Origin of the sequence: Streptomyces sp. H39-C1 (assembly GCF_027158125.1) — a bacterium.
Classification (GTDB): domain Bacteria; phylum Actinomycetota; class Actinomycetes; order Streptomycetales; family Streptomycetaceae; genus Actinacidiphila; species Actinacidiphila fildesensis.
In genome coordinates, this window is the sequence record NZ_JAPVLS010000034.1 from 1 (window position 1) to 20,641 (window position 20,641).

The 20,641-nt window shown below is 66.7% G+C and carries 18 protein-coding genes and 1 tRNA gene; 10 read left to right on the top strand and 9 right to left on the bottom strand.

Translation table 11 applies throughout. The annotated features are described in order from the left end of the window. Positions 1 to 97: 97 nt before the first annotated feature. On the bottom strand, positions 98 to 1,180 hold the full coding sequence (locus O3W51_RS22485; protein WP_269287225.1) for a DUF4365 domain-containing protein: 1,083 nt from the start codon (positions 1,178 to 1,180) through the stop codon (positions 98 to 100). 452 nt (positions 1,181 to 1,632) lie between these two features. Further along, on the bottom strand, positions 1,633 to 4,443 hold the full coding sequence (locus O3W51_RS22490) for a tetratricopeptide repeat protein (protein ID WP_244809312.1): 2,811 nt from the start codon (positions 4,441 to 4,443) through the stop codon (positions 1,633 to 1,635). Positions 4,444 to 4,984: 541 nt separating this feature from the next. Between O3W51_RS22490 and O3W51_RS22495 the strand changes: the two genes are divergently transcribed. Further along, positions 4,985 to 5,569, top strand: coding sequence for a phosphotransferase (locus tag O3W51_RS22495; protein WP_138351317.1), 585 nt, complete (start codon positions 4,985 to 4,987; stop codon positions 5,567 to 5,569). Here the strand turns inward: O3W51_RS22495 and O3W51_RS22500 are convergent. Both O3W51_RS22500 and O3W51_RS22505 read right to left on the bottom strand, forming a co-directional pair. After that, positions 5,530 to 6,231, bottom strand: a complete 702-nt coding sequence (locus O3W51_RS22500) for a response regulator transcription factor (protein ID WP_164294622.1) — start codon at positions 6,229 to 6,231, stop codon at positions 5,530 to 5,532. The genes O3W51_RS22495 and O3W51_RS22500 overlap by 40 nt on opposite strands. Beyond that, a complete protein-coding gene (locus O3W51_RS22505; RefSeq protein ID WP_138351319.1) occupies positions 6,228 to 7,445 on the bottom strand; it encodes a sensor histidine kinase in 1,218 nt (405 codons plus the stop codon). Before O3W51_RS22505 ends, O3W51_RS22500 begins: the two co-directional genes overlap by 4 nt. A gap of 139 nt (positions 7,446 to 7,584) precedes the next feature. On the opposite strand from O3W51_RS22505, the gene O3W51_RS22510 reads away from it, so the two are divergent. Beyond that, entirely contained in the window at positions 7,585 to 7,989 is a 405-nt protein-coding gene (locus tag O3W51_RS22510) for a DUF4190 domain-containing protein (protein ID WP_232484894.1), read from the top strand. Between the two features lie 5 nt (positions 7,990 to 7,994). Continuing rightward, complete coding sequence (locus O3W51_RS22515; protein WP_269287227.1) at positions 7,995 to 9,479, top strand: alpha/beta hydrolase; 1,485 nt, start codon at positions 7,995 to 7,997, stop codon at positions 9,477 to 9,479. Positions 9,480 to 9,883: 404 nt separating this feature from the next. Here the strand turns inward: O3W51_RS22515 and O3W51_RS22520 are convergent, their stop codons facing one another. Then, the gene (locus O3W51_RS22520; protein ID WP_138351321.1) at positions 9,884 to 10,285 is read right to left on the bottom strand and encodes a DNA-binding protein; all 402 of its coding nucleotides are present in this window, start codon (positions 10,283 to 10,285) and stop codon (positions 9,884 to 9,886) included. Next, entirely contained in the window at positions 10,282 to 10,530 is a 249-nt protein-coding gene (locus O3W51_RS22525) for a type II toxin-antitoxin system CcdA family antitoxin (RefSeq protein ID WP_138351322.1), read from the bottom strand. The genes O3W51_RS22520 and O3W51_RS22525 overlap by 4 nt, the downstream gene beginning before the upstream one ends. A 170-nt stretch (positions 10,531 to 10,700) precedes the next feature. Between O3W51_RS22525 and O3W51_RS22530 the strand changes: the two genes are divergently transcribed. Next, positions 10,701 to 11,069, top strand: a complete 369-nt coding sequence (locus O3W51_RS22530; RefSeq protein WP_138351323.1) for a calcium-binding protein — start codon at positions 10,701 to 10,703, stop codon at positions 11,067 to 11,069. A gap of 60 nt (positions 11,070 to 11,129) precedes the next feature. On the opposite strand, the gene O3W51_RS22535 is transcribed toward O3W51_RS22530, so the two are convergent. Next, positions 11,130 to 11,203: transfer RNA gene (locus O3W51_RS22535), tRNA-Gly, on the bottom strand. Positions 11,204 to 11,655: 452 nt separating this feature from the next. Here O3W51_RS22535 and dcd point away from each other — a divergent pair. Then, positions 11,656 to 12,231, top strand: coding sequence for a dCTP deaminase (dcd, locus tag O3W51_RS22540; protein ID WP_138351324.1), 576 nt, complete (start codon positions 11,656 to 11,658; stop codon positions 12,229 to 12,231). A gap of 1 nt (position 12,232) precedes the next feature. Further along, the gene (locus O3W51_RS22545) at positions 12,233 to 12,730 is read left to right on the top strand and encodes a phosphoribosyltransferase (RefSeq protein WP_198357290.1); all 498 of its coding nucleotides are present in this window, start codon (positions 12,233 to 12,235) and stop codon (positions 12,728 to 12,730) included. A 57-nt stretch (positions 12,731 to 12,787) separates the two neighbouring features. On the opposite strand, the gene O3W51_RS22550 is transcribed toward O3W51_RS22545, so the two are convergent. Further along, positions 12,788 to 13,759, bottom strand: a complete 972-nt coding sequence (locus O3W51_RS22550; RefSeq protein WP_269287229.1) for a Yip1 family protein — start codon at positions 13,757 to 13,759, stop codon at positions 12,788 to 12,790. A gap of 148 nt (positions 13,760 to 13,907) precedes the next feature. Between O3W51_RS22550 and O3W51_RS22555 the strand changes: the two genes are divergently transcribed. Then, positions 13,908 to 14,720: a DsbA family protein gene (locus O3W51_RS22555; RefSeq protein WP_198357292.1), complete on the top strand. Its 813-nt coding sequence runs from the start codon at positions 13,908 to 13,910 to the stop codon at positions 14,718 to 14,720. A gap of 70 nt (positions 14,721 to 14,790) precedes the next feature. On the opposite strand, the gene O3W51_RS22560 is transcribed toward O3W51_RS22555, so the two are convergent. Next, complete coding sequence (locus tag O3W51_RS22560; RefSeq protein ID WP_138358866.1) at positions 14,791 to 17,070, bottom strand: (Fe-S)-binding protein; 2,280 nt, start codon at positions 17,068 to 17,070, stop codon at positions 14,791 to 14,793. Between the two features lie 238 nt (positions 17,071 to 17,308). On the opposite strand from O3W51_RS22560, the gene O3W51_RS22565 reads away from it, so the two are divergent. From O3W51_RS22565 to grpE, 3 genes are all read left to right on the top strand, one after another. After that, entirely contained in the window at positions 17,309 to 17,941 is a 633-nt protein-coding gene (locus O3W51_RS22565) for a hypothetical protein (RefSeq protein WP_138358864.1), read from the top strand. Between the two features lie 166 nt (positions 17,942 to 18,107). Further along, positions 18,108 to 19,964 carry a molecular chaperone DnaK gene (gene dnaK / locus O3W51_RS22570; protein WP_138358862.1) on the top strand — a complete coding sequence of 619 codons (1,857 nt, stop codon included), beginning with the start codon at positions 18,108 to 18,110 and terminating at the stop codon, positions 19,962 to 19,964. Beyond that, on the top strand, positions 19,961 to 20,623 hold the full coding sequence (gene grpE, locus O3W51_RS22575) for a nucleotide exchange factor GrpE (protein WP_138358860.1): 663 nt from the start codon (positions 19,961 to 19,963) through the stop codon (positions 20,621 to 20,623). The genes dnaK and grpE overlap by 4 nt, the downstream gene beginning before the upstream one ends. Positions 20,624 to 20,641: the final 18 nt, after the last annotated feature.

The window sequence follows — 20,641 nt, forward strand, 5'->3', positions numbered from 1 at the left end:
GCATGTGCGCCACCCCTCCGCGCTCGTCTTCGCCCAATCCATGTGGCGCAGAACCCACCAAACCATCAGCAAACGGATCCACTACGCGCAACGACGCCTACGAGCTCTCCAACCGCCCCTGTAGTACCTGGCGGACGAAGCGTGGCTCGGTTTCCAAGGAACCAAGCTCGGCGATGACGGCTGGTTGCAACGTGATGTCCTTGCGCATGGCCAGAATCGAGCGCTGCACGAGGTCCGGCTCGGCTTCGATGCGGTTGAGCATGCATGCCAGTACGTAGGCATGAATGACGTCTGCTTCGATCCTGCCGTGCTCTACGAAATCCTCACCCGTGCAGCTGGGGCACCCCTCGCACTCGTCGGGTTCGATGAGGTCGCTCTCGGGGCCTTCATCAGCCTGCCGGGTGGACATGAAGCATGCGGCCACCCACATGATCTCGGACTGGCTCAGCTCAAGTTCCTCGGCGGTCCACAGATCGGGGTCGGTGGGTTTGGTGGTATCGCCGTCCTGTAGGAGAGGAGGTGTGGAGCGCATCAGCGACTCCAGGGTGACCCAAGCCGTATTCCAGCCCTGGGTACTGAGCAGCAGTGTTGCCACCGCAGCCCCCGGGGACTTCCAGAAGATGAGGTCCTCGTCATCGCCGTTGACGAAGTGCAGAACGTGATCTGACGGGTCGAATTCCGTCCCGGACATTTCCCCGAGGTGGGTGAGGACGGCCTGGCGGCCTCGATAGCGTCCGACATAGCGCCGCGCCTGAGAGACGAAGGAGTCCATGGTGGCGTCGTCAAGCACCGCGTTGGGGCTGACGCCGATGTAGCGGGGCGGATCGTGAGGGCCGAAGCGGCGGAGCTGTTGGGTGGCGTTCGCCCAGTACAGCTCCTTCGTATTTGGGTCGTACACCACACAGTAGACGGGGATGTTGCCGTCCGCCCAGGTGTCGCCGTGTAGGTTGACGGGCACCGCGTAGCCGTTCCCACGGCGCCAGCTGTCCCCACCTTTGACTTGGACCTTAACCGTGTCGCTGGTGACGTCCCCGCCATCGGTGAAGGTGACGTAGAAGTCCTCGCCGAAGTCGTTCCGTCCGGATATTTCTTGAACGATGTGATCGTGTTCCTCGAGCAGTGTGCGTACGGCGTTTACTGCGGCTTGGCCCACGCGCCGCCCTCTTGGGATCTTCGGCATGCCACTCTCTCCGGGGTTCCTCATGTGCCCAGGCGGACCGAGACGGTGCCGCCACCCGTCACCTTGCACCACGGCTCTGACATCGCGACTCGGGCAGATCCGTATTGCAGGTCAGGACAGTGAGGTGCGCCTGCGAGGCGGTGATGCGGCTCAGAGCAGTTTCCGCAGACGCTGCCGGGTTGAGGCCAGTTGGGCGAAGAAGTGGCGATCGACGAGGTGGGGGTGCTGGGACTCAGGGAAGTCGATTTGGACGCGGGCGCGCTTCACAGCGAGTCGTCGAAATCTGCGTGGACTTGCTCCCTCGCCCTCCGGCTCGGGATGCTAGGTTGACGACCGAGCCGACTGAATACGCCGTTTCGGAATCCATTGCCGACGGCCCCCAGCCGACCACAGAATGGGGGATGGGTAGCTTGTCGCATGCTGACAGATATTGGAAGACGCGGTTGCTGATTTTACTCCTGTTTGTCGCCTTGTAGTTCCGCTAGTCGCTGCGCGGCATCGGGAATTCCGGCGTCTTGCGCACGCCTCAACATGATTTCGGCTCCTGCAACGTCGCCCCGCTGTTCACGGATTCGCGCCAAGGGCAGAAGCAGGTTCGAGCGTCCTTGCGCAATGGCTTTGAGTAGTAACTGTTCGGCAGATTCATATTCGCCTCGGGCTGCCCGAGCCCGCGCCAAGGGTTCGACGAGTTCCTTCGAGTCGGCTGCCAGTTGCTCGGCCAGCCGCACCTTTCCCCTGATCTCCAAGATCCGTACTAGGTCGTGGGCTGCGCTTGGCTGTCCCTCCTCAATGGCACGCCAGTAGAGCTTCTCGGCTCGTCTCAGGTTGCCCTCTTCTTCTCGTAGGCGAGCCAGCTCGAGCAGCACGTACGTCAGACCCAGATTGTAAGCTCTCCAGAAGAGAGCCGAAGCAGACTGGTAGTTACCTTTACTGCGACGGATCATTCCCAGGCCGCGAAGGGTGTTCGTCTCACCGAGGCGGACGGCGATCTCACAGAAACGATCTGCTCCGTCGCAGTCTCCTTCTCTCTCCAAAACCCAGGCGAGTTCTCGCGGTGCATTTATGTCTCCTGCGTCCATGGCGAACCTGAACACTTGAATAGCTCGAGAAGTATCTTTGTACATGTAGGTCCAGGCCAAGCCTGCAAATGCCTCAGTGTTTCCAGCGTTGAAGGAATATTTTGTCAGGATCAGTGCAAGTTCGTGCTGGCCTTGATCGGCCAGCCAGCGTGCCTGGTACTCAACTGCCCGGGCGCCGAAAAATCCGCCGTCAAGTGCCTGGTTGTACAATTCGACAGCGCGTGCGGTATCCCCGAGTTGAGATGTGACGGAGGCCAATCCTACGACGGCGTCCCATCGGCGCCCGTCCCGATCCACAGCTTTGCGATACCAGTGCTCTGATTTCTCAAGTTGGCCCTCTTCCTCCGCGCGGGAAGCGAGTGCGATCTGCGCGGTGACGTCTCCGAGTTCGGCTGCCAACTCGTAGTAGACGTGTGGATCCTCGCCCTTGCGATTTTCGCGGATCCATCCAGCCAGATGGGTCAGGGCGGCACCGTCCCCGTCTTGCGCTGCCGCTAGCGCCAGTGCTTCCGCGTGGGTCTCCCTGCCTCGTTCAAGAGCAGCCCGGGAAAGGGCAACTTTGTCGCGCGCGCTGGCGGCTTGCTCTGTCGCTGCCTCCCAGAAATCGTTTTCAGGGCAGAGAAATTGTCTGTTCCGGCGACCATGCAATTCGACGTAGTCGGCTAGGCGGTAGCTGCTGGGATTCTCTGCCCCGTTCGTGGAGAAGCCCCGGACCGGTGCCAGCGGCCCGCGAACCCCCCGGCACGGAGTTGACAAGTACTGCAGGGCGCGAGAAAACCAGTCATGTTCCGCCAGATCCCGCTGGAGCGTGGTCAGGTAGCTAGTAGCCGCAGACCGGAGGAAACCGGGAGGCAGATCCATGCCGTGACCAAGCCGCCGGGCGTCCATGGCGGCATGCAGGATTGCCTGTGAGGTCGGGGATCCGTTCGCGTACCGTTCCAATTGCGCTGGCCCACCTGCCAGGTACTGGATGACGTGGCCGCCCTCGGCCTCGCGAGCAGCCTTCAGCATTCTCCGATCGGTGGGCCGATCCATGTCGAGGAGAGCGGCCACCTCGTCGTTGCTGAACCTCTCCGGAACTGGGAGGGCGCACCTGAACAACAGGGCTCGAGTCTTCGCGCGCTCGTCTGCCGGCGCGGTGGTCATGGTGGCCCAGTGGACATGCCAGGTTGTCCCCAGCACCAGGACGGGGGCCCGGTGGGGATCGCGCAGCAGCTCCGTGAGTCGAGCAGCCACGTGTTCATTTCTGTCCGAGCCGTCGCAGAGCAGATAGCGATTGATCTCGTTGAGCCACACGACCGTGCGCGGTCTCACCGCCCCCAGCGAGGCGAGTAGGTCCTCCTGGTCGGCCGGATGCCACAGCCGCCACTCCTTGCCGAGGCGCTGAATCGCTTCCCAGGCAGCACGAGTCTTTCCCGTGGAGGAATCCGCGAGAAGGACTTTCATGCCACTGTTCCCGGCGAGAGCCATGTTGACGAGAGCGTCGAGTTCGTCGTCGAACGACCTTCGAAAGTATGTAGGCAGAGCAGGCTGATCAGGGTCTGTGACCTCATCGACCGAGATAGCCTCGTGAACCTCCAGACCGATCGGGTCAGCGTCGCGCACAAGACAGCCAACCTCGCCCCTGCGCCCAGCTCTGGAGAACGCCTCCAGGGAATCCGCGTCGCAGAAGCGTCGTGCTACATGATCCCCGAAGTACCGGGCGACGATCCGTGGCTGGATACGCAAATGGGATGTCAAGTGCTCGCCGTCCCAGAACTCGAGCAACAGATCTGGATGTTGGGCTTGGTAATGATGAACCAGATCACGCACCTGAGCCCGGGTTGTCTTGCATGACGTGACGATGACGAGCCGTGTTGCTGCATAGGGCCGCGGTCCGCTGAGGAAGAGATCCAGGGCCTTCTTTGTATCCGCCTCAGTGAACTGGGCTACGTGTTTGACCTGGAATGCGGACCATTGGCCGCCCTCCGACAGCCCTGCGATGTCGATACCGCCCTGCGCTTGACCAGGCGATCCGTATCGGTGGCAGGGCGACAACCGTTCGTGCACTTGGACGAATTCGCACACAAGCTTCTCGAACTGACTCCACGAAGTCAGTTCATGGAAGGGCAGAGAGGTGATCTTGCCATCGACCACCAAGGGGTGCTTCGAAAACTCGGCCACGCTGCCTCGCTCGGTCTGCACTGGATGCTCAACAAGCACTTTACGCGGGGTGGCTGACAGTCCGGAGGGCGTGGGATCAGTCCTGAGACCTCACGCCAGCCATGCGGGATGCTCCGCAGCAGCCGATTCGCTCGTTTCCCGGAGTTGAGGCACGCGGAGGGCACAACAGGCCCAAAGTGGTCTGGACAACAAAGAAGCCCCGGGCCGTGAGGCCTGGGGCTTTGAATGGAGCGAGTGACGGGAATCGAACCCGCGCTCTGAGCTTGGGAATCAACGAGTGCTGCGGGGCTGATGTGTTGTCTGACCTGCGAAAACGGGGGCTCGGATGGCTCCTGGGGCGGTCCGGGTTGCACCGTTGTTGACCGGGGTTTTCCGCTCAGGAGGGCACGGCTGGGGCACGCGGTGGCCGAGGCGGCCTGTCGGATCTGCTCCGTGGCCTGTGCACGCCGTGTGACGGGACAGCCAGGTTGTGGGAGCAAGGGCGCTCGGGAATGGGCCTTTTCCTTCGTGGCATGGTTCGGCCCTGCCACGCTGGTCGTCGTGACGGCCTGCTGTGCCCGACATGCTGACCGCCGACGTGACGACGCCGGAGCAGGCGGTGGAGAAGTCGGAGCGGCTGTCCGCAGCGGTAGAGAACAAAGGCACTGGCAGCGCGTTCGGCGCGGCGGCCTCGGCCGCCCTGGAGCAGCGGCGGGTGCTGATCGGCAAGCATGCCGATCGTCGGCCTCAGGACGCGGTCCCTGTGGGCCGGCACGGGTGGACACACGGTGATGTCCAGTACCGGAACCTGCTGTGGAAGGAAGGGGAGTTGGCCGCCGTCCTCGACTGGGACCGCGTCGGCGTCCGTCCGTACGCCGAAGAGGGCGTTCGGACCGCCCAGGTGCAGTTCGGCGTGGATGGAGTGTTCGACCTCGCTCGGGTGGCGGCCTTCGTGTGCGGCTACCGGTCCGTGGTGCCGCTGGAGGCAGCCGCGCTGTCAGATGGTGTGCGCCGACTCTGGTGGAAGCGGATGACGGACTTCTGGCAGCTGCCTCCGGGTCGGCCCCTCCGCTCACGTAGCTGTCGCGAAGTGAAAATCGGTAGTGCGGAGCTGTGGCCCGCGAGCTGTCAGTCGGTGAGGCCGGGGACTACCAGGCCGGACTCGTAGGCGATGACCACCGCGTGTGTCCTGTTCTGTGCGCCGAGCTTGGTCAGCACGTTTCCCACGTGGGTCTTCACCGTCTCCAGGCTCACCGTGAGCGCCCTCGCGATCTCCGGATTGGACAGGCCCGTGGCCATGCTCCGCAGCACTTCTTCCTCCCGGTCCGTCAGTGCCGCTTTCGGTAGCGCCTCGGCGGAGTCCAGGGGGCGGGCGGTGACCATGCGGCGCAGTGCTGAGGGGAAGAGGATCGCTTCTCCCGACGCCACCACCCGTACCGTCTCCGCGATCTGGCGGACCGGGAGTCGCTTGAGCACGAACCCGGCGGCGCCCGCGCTGAGTGCCGCGGTGACGTAGTCGTCGTTCTCGAAGGTGGTGATCACCACGACCTTCGGCGGTGCGGTGGCCGGGTCGGCGAGGAGTTGCCGGGTGGCCTCGATGCCGTTGCAGCGCGGCATGCGTACGTCCATCAGGACCACGTCCGGACGCAGTCGCCGTGCCTGTTCGACCGCGTCGATGCCGTCGGCGGCTTCTCCGACCACCGCGATTCCCGGTTGCGCCGCGAGCAGCATGCGCAGACCGCTGCGGGTCACTTCGTCGTCGTCCGCGATCAGGAGGGTGATGGGGTTGTCGGCGGGACCAGCGGCCGTGCTCGTGTCGGGGCCGGTCATGCCGATGCCGGTATCGGCAGGCGGACCACCAGGCGCCAGTGCCGTGTCCCCTGCGGGCCCGCCTCGATCTCGCCGTGCAGCAGCCGCACGCGTTCGGCGAGACCGGGCATGCCGTGCCCGGACGTCGGGAAGGGGCCCGCGCCCGTCCCCGGCCCGGTCCTGTTGACCACGCCCAGCTCAAGACTGTCCGGGGTGGCCGCCACGCGGAGCTCGATCGGACCGCCCGCTCCGTGCCGCAGCGCGTTCGTCAGGCCCTCCTGCAGGATCCGGTACGCCGCTCGGGAGAGCGTCCCCTGCACCTGCGCCCAGTCGCCCGACAGTTCCGGCTCCACCGTCGCGCCCGCGTGCCGCAGCCGGTCGACCAGCTCGGGCAGGTTGGCCAGGGTGCGGGTCGGTGCCGTCTCCGCCCGCTGATCGCGCAGCACACCCAGTACGTAGTCCAGGTCCTCCAGCGCGGCCCGGGACGACTCCTCGATGCTGCGCAGCGCGGCTCGCGCCGTCGCCGGGTCGGTGGCGAGCACCTGGCTCGCCACCGCCGCCTGGATTGTGGTCGCCGTCAGTGTGTGACCGATCGAGTCGTGCAACTCGTGAGCCAGCCGGTTGCGTTCGGCCAGCGCTTGTTCCCGCTCGGCTGCCAGCGCGAGCCGCTCGGCCGCCGAGGGCCCCAGCAGCCTGGGCGCCAGCCGGCGCAGGGCTCCTGTCACCACCACGCACACCACCGCGGCCAGCAGCAGGCAGCACAGCCCCCGCGTCCAGTTCTGCCGGCCGCCCTCCGCACGCAGTGACCAGCCGAACAGACTCAGCTCCGCCTCACCACGGAGCCAGCCGAACGGAAGGCTCACCCCCATGATCAGCAGCACCCCACTGACCAGTGCCCCCGTCCACCCCAGCGTCACGTGCAGCAGCAGCCACAGCGGAGTCCGCCAGCGGTCGCCGCCCGATGCCGCAGGATCCGGCAACGGCACCCCCAGCAGCCTGCGGACGAACGCGATCAGCGCCCGCCGCGTGGTGCGGGCCAGACCGATCGTACCGATCAGCGCCGCCCAGACCAGGAGAGTCAGAACGGCTTTCACGCCATAGGGAGCGGACGGCCACACCAGGGTCGGCAGCATGGCGAAAGGCAGCAGCGGAATGCTCGCCAGGGCACCGCAATAGGCGAGGAACATACCCGTATACGTGGAGCCGCGCAGCAGCGGCCGGATTCCCCAGATCATGATCCGACCAGTATGACCGGCCGGAGGGCCCGGGCCCTCCCCCGATCGGGGGAGGAAATCCTCCCGCCTTTACGCGATGTGCGGTCACGTCTCCCGAAACCAGAATCGGCCCCCTGAGCACTCGACCGGAGGATGGCTGATGAACACACAAGGGACCCAGATGTCGCCGTACGACACGGCACCGGCCAGGACCGGCGGGACGGTCCCATACCGCCCCCACCCTCAGGGCCCCAAGAACCGGCCGGCCGGAGCCGCCATGGTGTTGGGCGTCACCGGCCTGGGCACCTCGGTCTTCATCTTCGGCGGCCTGCTCGGTGTTGTCGGCCTGGTCCTCGGCATCGTCGCCCTGGTGAGAAGCGGGCCGACACGGAGCGGCCGGGGCAAGGCCATCACCGGCGTGGTGGCGTCGGCCGTCGCGATCGTGGTAGCCGTCCTGGTTGCTTTCTTCATGGTCTGGTACGCGAACGAGACGCAGGAGTGCTACCAGCCCGGCAGTTTCCAGCAGTACAAGCAGTGCGTCAGCCAGCAACTCACGGGGAACTGATCCTGATGCGGAACTCACGAATAGCGTCTGTGCTGGCTTCCGGTGCCGCGGCGGCTCTTCTTTCGGTGTCGATTCCCGAAACGGCCTTCAGCGCATCCGAGCCCACCGCAGCGCAGCACAAGCCCCGATGGCAGTGGTGCGATGCGGGCAGCCCCGCCTCCTTTCAGTGCGCGACTCTCCAAGTGCCACTGGATTACAGCGATCCCGGCGGCAGGACGCTCGACATCGCGATATCCCGGATCAAGGCGGGCAGCGGGAAGGAGCGGCGCGGAGTTCTGCTCCTCAACCCCGGCGGACCTGGCGGACCCGGCCTGGGCATGCCCGTGGACCCGGCACTGCGCCTCTCGCGGAAGGTGAGGAGGCAGTACGACCTCATCGGGTTCGACCCCAGGGGTGTCGGGCACAGCTCTCCCGTCAGCTGCGGGCTGACCGTCGACGACCGGGACACCGAACGCCCGTACAAGGCCAGGACCTTCGCGAGGGATGTGGAGCGGGCCCGTACCGTAGCCGCCAAGTGCCAGGCTGCGGCGGGCGGCACACTGCGCCACCTCACCACCCGCAACACCGCGCGCGACATGGACGCGATCCGTGCCGCGCTGGGCGAGAAGAAGATCTCGTACCTGGGGATGTCCTACGGCACCTATCTCGGCGCCGTCTACACGCAGTTGGTCCCCCGGCGGACCGACCGGTTCGTGCTGGACAGCGCGGCCGACCCCGCGGGCTACGGGCGCGGCATGTTCACCGCGATGGCCGAGAGGGCCGAGCCCGCGTTCACACGGTGGACCCGGTGGACGGCCCGGCGGCACACGGCGTACGGCCTGGGCCGCACACCGGCCGAGGTCCGCAAGACCTTCTGGGACCTCGTCGACAGGGCCGACCGCACCCCCATCGAGGATCGCGGGGCGCTGTTGACCGGTGACGGCATCCGCGCTCAGCGCGCCGTGTTCGCCCGCGTCCAGCAGGCCGCCGCCTGGGTCGCCGGACTGAAGGAGACGGCCGACGGCAAGAAGCCCAGGACCTCCGGGCAGGCACCGGGCCCCGTCCCTCCGGTGTCCACTCGCGACGTTCCCCCGGACAACGATGACGCGAGCGCCTGGGCCGTGCTGTGCGCCGACACCCGGGCGTCATGGCCGAGCGATCCGCAGCAATACCGCCACGACGCGATCCGCGACAGGACCCGGTATCCGCTGTCCGGCGATTTCGACGCCAACATCAAGCCGTGTGCCTTCTGGAAGCCGGGCAGCGAGCCCAGAACGACGGTGAACAACAAGGTCCCCGCGCTCATCGTGCAGAGCGAGTGGGACCCCCTGACGCCCCTGGCCGGAGGCCGGGCGATGCACCGGGCACTGCACGGCTCCCGGATGGTCACCGTCGCCGGCGGGGAGGGGCACATCGTCAACGGCAGCAATCCCTGCGCGGACACGAGTGCCATGGCCTACCTGGCCACGGGCAGGCTCCCGGGCAAGGACCTGACCTGCCGGGTCGGCTGAACCTCGTTCGTGAGCAACAGGCCGAGCAGCGAGTTCACGAACTCCGATCCCCGAGAACCTTGCAGGTCAACGCGGTCAACCCACACCTGGCGCCAGAACGCATTTCGTGCCGGAAGATCGACATCAGGTGGGGTGAAGAGGTCTAGACAATAGAGAAGCCCCGGGCCGCCGGCCTGGGGCTTTGAATGGAGCGAGTGACGGGAATCGAACCCGCGCTCTGAGCTTGGGAATCAAAGGATCTTGGTAGCTCGACAGGGCTACTGACCTGCAAAAACGCCACCTCTGAGCACTGCTGTGGGTCGATATCTATGCCCGCCGCTGACCCCGTTGTACCGCCCGTTGGGGCACGGATAGGGCATGCCCCCGGATACGCGGCAGTCGCTTCGGCTGAGCCGGTGGGTGTGTCAGAGGCGGATGAGTCGCACACTGCCGCCGCAGAACTTCGTCATGTCGTCGATGTCGGAAGTCAGCACCGCTACTGGACTTGGCTGACGCAGAGCAGCCTCCGCCACGGTGGCGTCGATCGCGTACTTGTGACCGTGCAATCCCGCTCCTTTGAGCAGTTCTGCCGACGCTTTGGCCGCCTGCTCGGTGACCGGCTCGACCTTGACCCGGGACAGGGCCCAGTTCAGACGTGGGAGGTTCACCCGGGAGTGGCTGACTTCCACGATGGTGTTGGCGCCGACGACCAGGTCGGCTCCCATCTCGTGAAACACCTGCAGCATTGCGAGGACCTTCCGATCCTGCGCGATCCACGCTGACAGTCCTTCCGAGTCCAGGACAACGGTCTCGAAGTGCGTGCTCACGCGGCGTCCGTGCGGTTGGCGGACGCGTCTGAGCCGAGGATTTTGGCGCGAGCCTCGGCCAGCTCTTCGTCTGTGAAGGCGCCGTGTTCCTCTTGATGGCGTCGCAGGTCATGGCCGAGCAGTTCATGTCTGATCTGGCGAGCCACTGCCTCGGCCACGTAGCCGGAGACGTTGTCGGTCAGCTTTCTGAGTTCAGCCACCTGCTCGGTGGGCAGGGTGACCGTGATGCGCGTGGTGGCAGACATAGGGGAAGCATACTGCAGTATGCGCCATCTGATGCGGATGATCACAGAGCTGGGCCTGCCCCCGCGCACGGTGACACCGGCAGCGTGCGGGAAACCCTTCTGCCCGAGGCCCGGAGACCCGGATGCTGTCACGTCATCGCGTGTCGAGCTGAAGAGGACGGAGACAGTGAATGCCGGGTCAGCCCCGTGATGATGAACGCGAGCAACGCATCGTGAATGAGGTCATCGTTGATGCCTATGGCCCTGAGGAGCAGGCCATGGGGTGGTACTACTACCTGGAAGAGGCTCTTGCTTTCCCCTTCATTGCCCGCTGCACGACGAAGCGGATCATTTCGCCAACGCGTGTCGACGAGGAGGTTGAGGTGATGGGCATGGCGCCGGAGGAGGAGTGTGAGCGTGAGATCTTCGTGCGGGTCCAATGGCAAGGCCACGATCTCGGCATCCCGCTCTCCCAACTGGAGCCCGTGGACGCCGAGGGCCTGACGCGGCAAGGGGTCGCAGACTGGCGTTACTGGGTGGCTCGGGGCTATGCGTTCTGATTCCGTAGCCGCGCCCGATGACAACAAAGAAGCCCCGGGCCGTTGGCCTGGGGCTTTGTGTGGAGCGAGTGACGGGAATCGAACCCGCGCTCTGAGCTTGGGAAGCTCATGTTCTACCATTAAACTACACTCGCGCGGCACGCCGGTTTGGGGCGTAGCACCGTCGCACACTGTACCGCATGGTCGGCCCTGGGCGTGTTTTCGTCCGGGGCCTTCGTGTTGTCGTGGGGCGGGGTGGGGGGCCGGGGGGCGGGGGTTGGGGCGTAGCGTGGGCGTCGGAGCGGCGCGTGGAAGATGGCCCGGCTCATCCCCTAATGTGGCTTTTGTCGTCCACGGAAGTTGGGGAAGGGAAGCGATGGATCGCACCGTCGTTCGTTGTGCCGAGGGGCACGTGTTCAGCACCGCGTCGTTCCCGATGCAGAATCTGGGTGTCGGCCGGCTGGGTCCCGGGCGGTTGTTGAGGTGTCCGCGCTGTGCGCGGTTGCGGCATGCGGTGCCGGTGGAGAACGGAAAGTAGCGCAAGTGATGCCGCGCGGCTCCGGTCAGGATTGGGCCGGGGCCGCGTCGTCCGCGTAACCTTCGGGACGTGCTTCTCTCAGACAAGGACATCAGGGCCGAGATCGACAGCGGACGGGTGCGGGTCGACCCCTTCGACGAGTCGATGGTGCAGCCGTCGAGTATCGATGTGCGGCTGGACCGGCTCTTCCGCGTGTTCGAGAACCACCGGTACCCGCATATCGACCCGGCGGTGGAGCAGAGCGATCTGACCCGGCTGGTCGAGCCGGAGGGCGACGAGCCGTTCATCCTGCATCCGGGTGAGTTCGTGCTCGCGTCGACCTACGAGGTCATCTCGCTCCCCGACGACCTCGCGTCGCGGCTGGAGGGGAAGAGCTCGCTGGGCCGGCTGGGGCTGGTCACGCACTCGACGGCCGGCTTCATCGACCCCGGGTTCTCCGGGCACGTGACGCTGGAGCTGTCGAATCTGGCGACGCTGCCGATCAAGCTGTGGCCGGGGATGAAGATCGGTCAGCTGTGCCTCTTCCGGCTGACCTCACCGGCCGAGCACCCGTACGGCTCGGAGCGGTACGGATCGCGCTACCAGGGGCAGCGGGGGCCGACGGCCTCGCGGTCGTTCATGAACTTCCACCGGACGCAGGTCTGACATGGCGGCCGTGCGGGAGAACCTGACGTACGAGGGCTTCGGGCATGCCGTGCGCCAGCTGGCGCAGACGATCGCGGACGACGGCTACGAGCCCGACGTCGTGCTGTCGATCGCGCGCGGCGGGGTCTTCGTGGCGGGCGGTCTGGCCTACGCGCTGGACTGCAAGAACATCCACCTGGTGAACGTCGAGTTCTACACCGGTGTGGGCACCACGCTGGAGATGCCGGTGATGCTCGCCCCGGTGCCCGACGCCATCGACTTCGGCAACAAGCGCGTGCTGATCGCCGACGACGTCGCCGACACCGGCAAGACGCTGAAGCTGGTGCACGACTTCTGCGTCGGGCATGTCGCCGAGGTCCGCAGCGCGGTGATCTACGAGAAGACGCAGTCGCTCGTGAAGTGCGAGTACGTGTGGAAGCGCACCGACGACTGGATCAACTTTCCCTGGTCCGTCGATGAGCCCGTGGTGAAGCGGGCGGGGCAGGTTCGGGACGCCTGAGGCCTGGCCGATGTGATGCACGTAAGGGGCGGCTCCCAGGGGAGCCGCCCCTTACTGCTAGATCACCGGGAGCTTGAAGAGGACCAGCAGCGCGATCAGTTGGATCGAGGCCGCGCCGAGTGCCTTGGGCCAGGGCAGGTCGTGGGACTTGCTCACCATGGAGGTGAGCAGGGCCGCGCAGGCCAGCCAGGTGACCCAGCCGAGGATCTGGACGAGTCCGTTGGCGCTGCCGAGGAACATCGCGAAGAGCAGGCGGGGCGCGTCGGTGAGCGAGGTGACGAGCATCGCCAGGCCGATGGTGGGGGCCCAGGAGCCGTCGCCGCCGAGCTGGCGGGCCAGCGCGTGCGTCACGGTGCCCAGCATCAGGCCGCTGAGCGTGACGGCGACCGCGGTGCTGATCACCCACGGGGCGCTGGACGACACGGTCGCGTTGAGGACGTCCTCGCGGGCCGCGTCGAAGCCGAAGACCGCCAGCAGGCCGTAGAGGAACGTGACGGTCAGGGCCGGGCCCCAGACCGCGTAGTCCCGCATCTGCCAGAAGGTGTGGCCGGGGCGCAGCGCGATACCGCTGATCAGCTGCTTCCAGCGCAGCCGGGGCCCGGAGGGCGGTGCGGTGGTCTGACCCGCGCGGTACGTGGCGATGTTGTCGTTGCCGGGGCCGCCCTGGTCCGGGCCGGCGTACGGCGCGAACTGGTCGGGGGAGCCGGGGAGGGTGAAGGCGCGGGTGTGGCCCGGGTTGTCGTTGTACGCCGGTGCCGGTGCCGGTGCCGGTGCCTGGCCCGGAGCGGGCTCGCCGAAGTATTCGGGCTCGCCCGACGGGGCGCCGGCGTGCCCGCCTCCGTAGCCCTGCGGATAACCCTGCGGTTGTCCGTAGTTCTGAGGCCCACCGTGCTGGGGCGCCTGCTGCCCGCCGTGGTCCCGTCCGCGTCGATTCCTGAATCCAGCCACGTCATCGAACGTACCGGTTCCCGCTGGGCGCCGGGCCGGGAGGCCGGTTCTCAGGGGGGCTTTGCTGCCAACCTGTGACACGTCACGACAGGGGCTTTGGGGGACCTTTGGCCCTGATTCATGTGACTTATGTCGGGGCTGGTGGGGCTGGTGGGAACTTAGCTTCGTTAGACGGTAGGACATCTCGGGACTTCCGGGACGCAGCAGTCACATCAGAAGGAGCCGTTCCATGGCCGTACGTACCGCCCGTAACGTCAGAACCGCGGGAACCGCGGGAATCGCGGCCGTCGCCGCCGCGGTGCTCGCGATGACGGCGGCCGGCTGCGGGTCATCAGGGTCGGGATCCGGGTCGGCGAAGGGACCCGGCTCCGATTCCGCCGCATCCGCGAAGTCCGGGGCGAAGTCCGGGGCGCAGGCCGGAGCCAACGACGACGGCGGTGCCAAGGGCGCCGTCGACCCGGCCACGCTCTCGCAACTCCCCGCCCGGATGGCCGCGGACGGTACGGCGATCGTCGTCGGCGACCCGAAGGCGCCCAACACGGTGAAGGTCTACGAGGACCCGCGCTGCCCGTACTGCATGCACTTCGAGCAGGGCGGCGGCTCGGCGCTCGCGAAGCTGGTGAAGGACGGCAAGGTCAAGGTCGAGTACACGATCGCGTCCTTCCTCGACGCGAACTTCGGCGGCAGCAGCTCGAAGAAGGCGGCCAACGCGATGCGCGCGGCCGTCGACGCGGGGAAGTTCCCCGAGTTCCACTCCGCGGTCTTCGAGAACCAGCCCGAGGAGCCCGCCGACGGCTTCACCGACGCCGTCCTGCTGAAGATCGCCGACACCGTGAAGGGCCTGAATACCACGGCCTTCCAGAAGGCGGTCAAGGACCAGACCCACAAGGACTGGGTGGCGACGTCCGAGAAGGCCTTCGAGGCCTCCGGCTCCCAGGGCACCCCGACGGTCCTGGTGAACGGCAAGAAGGTCACGCCGGAGAAGGCCGTCTACGACGCCACCGCGTTCGCCACAGCGCTCAAGGCGCTCGGCATCAGCTAGGGCACGGGAACGGGAAACAGAGCGGGGACGGCACGCCCCTCAAGGCATGCCGTCCCCGCTGCGTGTCACGTCAGGAGTTGCTGGCCGCCTCCGCGGGCTCCTCCACCGAGCCCTCGTCGTCCGGGCCCTCGACATCAGGCTCCACAGGCGTCTTGACCGACTGCAGCAGCAGCTGCGAGACGTCCACGACCTGCAGGTTCTCCTTCGCCTTGCCGTCGTTCTTCTTGCCGTTGATCGAGTCGGAGAGCATCACCAGGCAGAACGGGCAGGCGGTGGAGACGATGTCCGGGTTGAGGGACAGCGCCTCGTCCACGCGCTCGTTGTTGATGCGCTTGCCGATGCGCTCCTCCATCCACATGCGCGCGCCGCCGGCGCCGCAGCAGAAGCCGCGCTCCTTGTGCCGGTGCATCTCCTCGTTGCGGAGACCGGGCACCGCCTTGATGATGTCGCGCGGCGGTGTGTAGACCTTGTTGTGCCGGCCCAGGTAGCAGGGGTCGTGGTACGTGATCAGGCCCTCGACCGGGGTGACCGGGACGAGCTTGCCCTCGTCCACCAGGTGCTGCAGCAGCTGCGTGTGGTGGATGACCTCGTACTCGCCGCCGAGCTGCGGGTACTCGTTCGCGATGGTGTTGAAGCAGTGCGGGCAGGTCGCGACGATCTTCTTCTTGGTCTTCTCGACGACGATGCCCTCTTCGGCGTCCTCACCGAAGGCCATGTTCAGCATCTCGACGTTCTGCTGGCCGAGCTGCTGGAAGAGGAACTCGTTGCCCAGGCGGCGGGCGGAGTCGCCCGTGCAGTTCTCCTCACCGCCCATGATGGCGAAGGAGACCCCGGCGATGTGCAGGAGCTCGGCGAAGGCCTTGGTGGTCTTCTTCGCGCGGTCCTCCAGGGAGCCCGCGCAGCCGACCCAGTACAGGTACTCGGTCTCCGAGAGGTCCTCGATGTCCTGGCCCACGACCGGGACCTCGAAGTCGACCTCCTTGACCCAGGCCAGGCGCTGCTTCTTCGCCAGGCCCCAGGGGTTGCCCTTCTTCTCCAGGTTCTTGAGCATCGTCCCGGCCTCGCTCGGGAACGCGGACTCGATCATCACCTGGTAGCGCCGCATGTCGACGATGTGGTCGATGTGCTCGATGTCGACCGGGCACTGCTCGACGCAGGCGCCGCAGGTGGTGCAGGACCACAGGACGTCCGGGTCGATGACGCCGTTCTCCTCGGCGGTGCCGATGAGCGGACGCTCGGCCTCGGCCAGGGCGGCGGCGGGTACGTTCGCCAGCTGCTCGGGCGTGGCCTTCTCGTTGCCCTCGGCGTCCTTGCCGCCACCCGCGAGCAGGTACGGCGCCTTGGCGTGCGCGTGGTCGCGCAGCGACATGATCAGGAGCTTGGGGGAGAGCGGCTTGCCGGTGTTCCAGGCGGGGCACTGCGACTGGCAGCGGCCGCACTCGGTGCAGGTGGAGAAGTCGAGCAGGCCCTTCCAGGAGAAGTGCTCGATCTGGGAGACGCCGAACTGGTCGTCCTCGCCCGGGTCCTCGAAGTTGATCGGCACGCCGCCCGAGGCCATCGGCTGCAGCGCGCCGAGCGCGACCGCGCCGGACTCCTCGCGCTTGAACCAGATGTTGGGGAAGGCCAGGAAGCGGTGCCAGGCGACGCTCATGTCGGTGTTGAGGCCGACGGTGATCGCCCAGGTCATCGTCACGCCGAGCTTGATCATCGCCGTGAGGTAGACCGCGTTCTGCAGCGCCCCGGTGCTGAGCCCCTTGAAGGCCGCGACGATCGGGTACGAGGCGAAGTACGCGGCCTCGTAGTGGTCCACGCCGTGCAGCGCGCCCTCCAGTCCGCGCAGCGTCAGGATCGCGAGGCCGATGACGAGGATGACGTACTCGACGAAGTACGCCTGCCAGGACGTCGAGCCGGCGAAGCGCGACTTGCGGCCGGCCCGCGAGGGCAGGTTCAGCAGCCGGATCGCCATCAGGACCAGGATGCCGACGGTCGTCGCGAGCGCGATGAACTCGGTGTACATCTCGTACGGCAGGAAGCCGCCCAGCACCGGCAGCGTCCAGTCGGCCTTGAAGAGCTGGCCGTACGCGGTGAGGATCGTCAGCCCGAGGGTCAGGAAGCCGACGGCCACGAACCAGTGCGCGACGCCGACGACGCCCCACTTGTTCATACGGGTGTGGCCGACGAACTCCACGCCCAGGGTCTTGGAGCGCTGCACCGGGTTGCCCGTGCGGGAGCCCTCAGGGGTGGGCTGGCCGAGCTTGATGAACCGGTAGATCTGCGCGACGGCGCGGCTGATGAGCGCAACGCCGACCGCGGTGAGGACCAGCGACACAATGATCGCGGCGAGTTGCATGGAGGGCTCCTCGGGCCTGCGCGAGCGGGGATTACTAAGCGGTAACTTATCCGGTCTCCCGCTGAGATTACCCGGGATACCCGGCCTCATACAGCCGCCCAGCCGGTGATCTGTGTCGCTGTGTGACCGATCGAACGACGAGTCCGGTTCGACGGGCCCGCATCCGTTCGTGGGAAATACGACTATAGGCGCACGAAAGCTCAGCAATACGGCAATGCAGTACGGCATGAAGTGTGCCGTGACGACGCCGCGGACCCGCAGGATGCTGCGGGTCCTGGGCCTGGGGATGGCCCTGCTGCTGGGGGTGTCGGCGGCGCTCGGCTGGATGGCCTACCGCAGGCTCAACGGCAACATCCGCACCGACGAGGTCGCCGCCCGGGTGCTCGCGGAGCACCCGGAGGAACGTCCCCCGGTGCTCGTTCCCAAGGCGCGCAACGTCCTGGTGATGGGCGAACGGTCGGCGTCGGTGACCCTGCTCCATGTGTCCGCCGACGCCCGGCGGACGGCGGCCGCCGTCACCCTGCCCGGCGACCTGATGGCGCGCACCCCCGGCTGTACGGGGTGCACGATCCGCGCCTTCGAGGCGCTCACCGGCATCCGGGTCGATCACCACGTGGTGATCGACCTCAAGGGCGGCAGGGGAACCGGGGGTCAGTTGCGGACCTTCGCGACCGCGACCGTCACCGCCGACGCCGGACTGGACTCGATCCCCGAGCTCTATCCGCTCGTCGAGCTGTACCCGCTCGACCCGCTCTCCCCCCTCGTGGACGGGGTCCGCGGGCGGCCCGGGCACCGGCTCAGATCGGTGACGGTGCCGCACGGACCGGCCGCGGGTGCGCTCTTCCGGGCGCTGCGTGAAGATCGGTTCTGATGCCGAAACCAGCAAGAAACCAAAGGTCACAGCCCTGCAACCGAAGCTGTGAGCGATCGAACAGTCGAAGAGTTGAGTCGCCTCCACTCAGCTCTGTTGACAGGTTTCGCTCTCTGATGCACCCTTGAGCCAGTTCCACTCAAGTCGGTCAGCTGGAGGATTTACCATGGCACGTGCGGTCGGCATCGACCTGGGCACGACTAATTCCGTCGTCAGCGTTCTCGAAGGCGGCGAGCCCACCGTCATCACCAACGCCGAAGGCGCCAGGACCACGCCGTCCGTCGTCGCCTTCGCCAAGAACGGCGAGGTGCTCGTCGGAGAGGTCGCTAAGCGCCAGGCAGTCACGAACGTCGACAGGACCGTCCGGTCGGTCAAGCGCCACATGGGCACCGACTGGAAGATCAACGTCGACGGCAAGGACTTCAACCCGCAGCAGATGAGCGCCTTCATCCTGCAGAAGCTGAAGCGTGACGCCGAGGCCTACCTGGGCGAGAAGGTCCAGGACGCGGTCATCACCGTCCCGGCGTACTTCAACGACTCCGAGCGCCAGGCGACCAAGGAAGCCGGCGAGATCGCGGGCCTCAACGTCCTGCGCATCGTCAACGAGCCGACGGCCGCCGCTCTGGCCTACGGCCTCGACAAGGACGACCAGACCATCCTCGTCTTCGACCTCGGTGGCGGCACCTTCGACGTCTCGCTGCTGGAGATCGGCGACGGCGTCGTCGAGGTGAAGGCCACCAACGGTGACAACCACCTCGGTGGTGACGACTGGGACCAGCGGGTCGTCGACTACCTGGTGAAGCAGTTCGCCAACGGTCACGGCGTGGACCTGTCCAAGGACAAGATGGCCCTCCAGCGCCTCCGTGAGGCCGCTGAGAAGGCGAAGATCGAGCTGTCCTCGTCCACCGAGACCTCGATCAACCTGCCCTACATCACGGCCTCCGCCGAGGGCCCGCTGCACCTGGACGAGAAGCTCACCCGCGCCCAGTTCCAGCAGCTCACCGCGGACCTCCTGGACCGCTGCAAGAACCCGTTCAACAACGTCATCAAGGACGCCGGCATCCAGCTGTCCGAGATCGACCACGTGGTTCTGGTCGGCGGCTCGACCCGTATGCCCGCCGTCGCCGAGCTCGTCAAGGAGCTGACCGGCGGTCAGGACGCCAACAAGGGCGTGAACCCGGACGAGGTCGTCGCCATCGGCGCCGCACTGCAGGCCGGTGTCCTGAAGGGCGAGGTCAAGGACGTCCTGCTGCTCGACGTCACCCCGCTGTCCCTCGGTATCGAGACCAAGGGAGGGATCATGACGAAGCTCATCGAGCGCAACACCACGATCCCGACCAAGCGCTCCGAGATCTTCACGACGGCCGAGGACAACCAGCCGTCCGTCCAGATCCAGGTCTACCAGGGCGAGCGCGAGATCGCGGCGTACAACAAGAAGCTCGGGATGTTCGAGCTGACCGGTCTGCCGCCGGCCCCGCGCGGGATGCCGCAGATCGAGGTCACCTTCGACATCGACGCGAACGGCATCATGCACGTCGGCGCCAAGGACCTCGGCACCGGCAAGGAGCAGCGCATGACCGTCACCGGTGGCTCCGCGCTGCCGAAGGACGACATCGACCGCATGATGCGCGAGTCCGAGCAGTACGCCGAAGAGGACCACAAGCGCCGCGAGGCCGCCGAGACCCGTAACCAGGCAGAACAGCTCGTCTACCAGACGGAGAAGTTCATCGCCGACAACACGGACAAGCTCCCGGCGGACGTGAAGGAAGAGGTCGAGACGACCGTCGCGGACCTCAAGGAGAAGCTCAAGGGCGAGGACGTCGCCGCGATCCGCGAGGCCACCGAGAAGGTCGCCGCCACGAGCCAGAAGCTCGGCACGGCGCTCTACGCCAACGCCCAGGCCGAAGGTGCCGGCGCCGCCGGTCCCGAGGACGCCGCGGGTGCCGGCCAGGCCCAGGCCGACGACGATGTCGTCGACGCCGAGATCGTGGACGAGGACAAGCCGAAGGACGGTGCCGCGTGACGGAGGAGTCGAAGGGCTTCGACAAGGAGCCCGACGTCCCCTCCGATGCCGCGGAGTCCGAGAGCGCGACGCCCGACAACGAAGCGGCGAAGGCCGCCGGTTCCGCCGATGAGGCGGAGCCGGCGGCCCCGGCCGGGGACGCGAATCAGATCACAGCGCTGAAGGCCCAGCTGGACCAGTCCCGCAGCGCGCTCACCGAGCGCACCGCGGACCTCCAGCGGCTCCAGGCCGAGTACCAGAACTACCGGCGCCGGGTGGACCGGGACCGCATCGCGGTCAAGGAGGTCGCGGTCGCGAACCTGCTGACCGAACTGCTCCCGGTACTCGACGACATCGGCCGCGCGCGGGATCATGGCGAGCTGGTCGGCGGTTTCAAGTCCGTCGGCGAGTCGCTGGAGACCGTGGTGGCCAAGCTGGGTCTGCAGCAGTTCGGCAAGGAGGGCGAGCCCTTCGACCCGCTGGTGCACGAGGCCCTCATGCACAGCTACTCGCCGGATGTCACGCAGACCACCTGCGTGCAGATCCTGCAGCCCGGGTACCGGATCGGTGAGCGGACCATCCGCCCGGCCCGCGTCGCCGTCGCCGAGCCCCAGCCGGGCGCGGCGGGCAAGGGTGAGGACGAGGCTGACGAGGAGAGCGGTGGCCCGGACGAGGGCTGACGCGACACACGGGAAGGA

Bases quoted from the DNA above. Each gene is read 5' to 3' on its own strand.
- O3W51_RS22485 (WP_269287225.1), bottom strand. From the start codon at position 1,180: ATGCCGAAGATCCCAAGAGGGCGGCGCGTGGGCCAAGCCGCAGTAAAC.
- O3W51_RS22495 (WP_138351317.1), top strand. From the start codon at position 4,985: ATGCTGACCGCCGACGTGACGACGCCGGAGCAGGCGGTGGAGAAGTCG.
- O3W51_RS22500 (WP_164294622.1), bottom strand. From the start codon at position 6,231: ATGACCGGCCCCGACACGAGCACGGCCGCTGGTCCCGCCGACAACCCC.
- O3W51_RS22505 (WP_138351319.1), bottom strand. From the start codon at position 7,445: ATGATCTGGGGAATCCGGCCGCTGCTGCGCGGCTCCACGTATACGGGT.
- O3W51_RS22510 (WP_232484894.1), top strand. From the start codon at position 7,585: ATGAACACACAAGGGACCCAGATGTCGCCGTACGACACGGCACCGGCC.
- O3W51_RS22515 (WP_269287227.1), top strand. From the start codon at position 7,995: ATGCGGAACTCACGAATAGCGTCTGTGCTGGCTTCCGGTGCCGCGGCG.
- O3W51_RS22525 (WP_138351322.1), bottom strand. From the start codon at position 10,530: ATGTCTGCCACCACGCGCATCACGGTCACCCTGCCCACCGAGCAGGTG.
- O3W51_RS22530 (WP_138351323.1), top strand. From the start codon at position 10,701: ATGCCGGGTCAGCCCCGTGATGATGAACGCGAGCAACGCATCGTGAAT.
- O3W51_RS22545 (WP_198357290.1), top strand. From the start codon at position 12,233: ATGGCGGCCGTGCGGGAGAACCTGACGTACGAGGGCTTCGGGCATGCC.
- O3W51_RS22555 (WP_198357292.1), top strand. From the start codon at position 13,908: ATGGCCGTACGTACCGCCCGTAACGTCAGAACCGCGGGAACCGCGGGA.
- O3W51_RS22560 (WP_138358866.1), bottom strand. From the start codon at position 17,070: ATGCAACTCGCCGCGATCATTGTGTCGCTGGTCCTCACCGCGGTCGGC.
- dnaK (WP_138358862.1), top strand. From the start codon at position 18,108: ATGGCACGTGCGGTCGGCATCGACCTGGGCACGACTAATTCCGTCGTC.